Source organism: Edaphobacter aggregans DSM 19364 (assembly GCF_000745965.1).
Taxonomy (GTDB): domain Bacteria; phylum Acidobacteriota; class Terriglobia; order Terriglobales; family Acidobacteriaceae; genus Edaphobacter; species Edaphobacter aggregans.
Map to the genome: position 1 here is coordinate 1 of NZ_JQKI01000328.1, position 1,549 is coordinate 1,549.

At 53.3% G+C, this 1,549-nt stretch carries 1 protein-coding gene; it reads left to right on the forward strand.

The genetic code is table 11. The features are described from left to right. The first annotated feature begins 193 nt into the window (after window positions 1–193). Window positions 194–1,234 (forward strand): integrase core domain-containing protein, encoded by a 1,041-nt coding sequence (locus tag Q363_RS31590; RefSeq protein WP_035358738.1) that lies wholly within the window; start codon window positions 194–196, stop codon window positions 1,232–1,234. The last annotated feature ends 315 nt before the right edge of the window (window positions 1,235–1,549 follow it).

Genomic DNA, 1,549 nt, shown 5'->3' on the forward strand with positions numbered 1-1,549 from the left:
GGTCATGGAAGACCATTTGCGGGAGCAGGTTGCGAGCATGCCGTTGGGAACTGTTCGTTCGTCTTAGCTATCCAGTGCAGACCTTGGTTGGAGAACTTGATGTGGGTTGTCGCTCGCCAAAATAGCGATCTGCCGTTAAATCAGGCAGATGGGTTGTGCGTCTAGTTTTGTGTCTCTGTGTAAAACTGGTTTGATGCTGCGTCTGCTGAGGTTCCTGTTCCTTCTGTTCACCCGAACTTTTCATTCTCGCCGCGAACTGCTCCTGGAAAACCTTGTTCTACGGCAGCAACTCGCCGTTTTCAAAGAAAAGCGTCCGCTGCCGAAACTGGCTATGGCAGACAAGTTGTTCTGGGTACTGATGTGCCGACTCTGGTCAGGATGGAAGCGCGTGTTGGTTCTCGTACAGCCGGAGACGGTCGTTCGCTGGCATCGCACAGGATTCAGGCTGTACTGGAAATGGCTGTCGCGGCATCGTAGTAGTGCGGGCAGAAAGTGTGTGAGCAGCGAATTGCGCGAACTGATCTTTCGCATGGTTTCCGAGAACCGAACCTGGGGAGCTCCGCGCATACATGGCGAACTGACGATGCTCGGCTTCGACATCTCGGAAAGAACGGTTTCAAGGTGGATGCGAAAGGCGCCGAGAGACCCAGAGCCGGCAAAGAGATGGGCAGCTTTTCTGAAAAACCACCGAGAAGCGATAGCTGCGATGGATTTCTTCGCGGTGCCAACGTTAGCCTTCGGCGTGCTGTACTGCTTCTTTGTCATCGCGCACGACCGGCGAACGATTCTCCACTGCAACGTCACCAAACATCCGAGGAGTGCCTGGATCACTCAACAATTGCACGAAGCGTTTCCATACGATTCGGCGCCCGGCTACCTGATCTTCGACCGGGGCGCGAACTTCAATGAGGAAGTCATTCGTACGTTGCGGAGCTTTGGTGTCGAGCCCAAGCGGACTAGCTTCCGAAGTCCGTGGCAAAACGGCATCGCAGAACGTTGGGTAGGGAACTGCAGAAGAGATCTACTTGACCATGTGATTGTGCTCAATGAGCATCATTTAAAGCGACTGATGACTGAGTACATCTGTTATTACCACGAGGATCGGACGCATCTTGCGTTGGGGAAGGGAACGCCAGCAGGTCGTGAAGAAGTGAAGATTTCCGATGCAGCTTGCAGGATCGTATCCATGCCGAGACTTGGTGGCCTGCACCATCGTTACGATCTGGCCGCCTGAATTCGCTCCGCACACATTACTCAATAAGACTGAATTGACGAATAGAAGAAGTGTGCCTGCTGGCTCGTCTTAGAGCGCTCAGCGTTGATTCGATTTCTCGCTGCGCTTACCCAAAGTCAATTTCGTAGTCGAAAGCTCTTGCAGAACTACCTCGTACTCGAGTATCCCCGCCATTTCACACTAGGATGGAATTTTTGGCGAGTTACGGGTGGAGAGCGATTCCGCTCGGCTATGGTATTCAGTTGCGGGATCTGCTACTTCTGCCTTCCAAGCCAAACTATGCCGGAGGCTCGCAGCAGAGGGCCATCGACGACT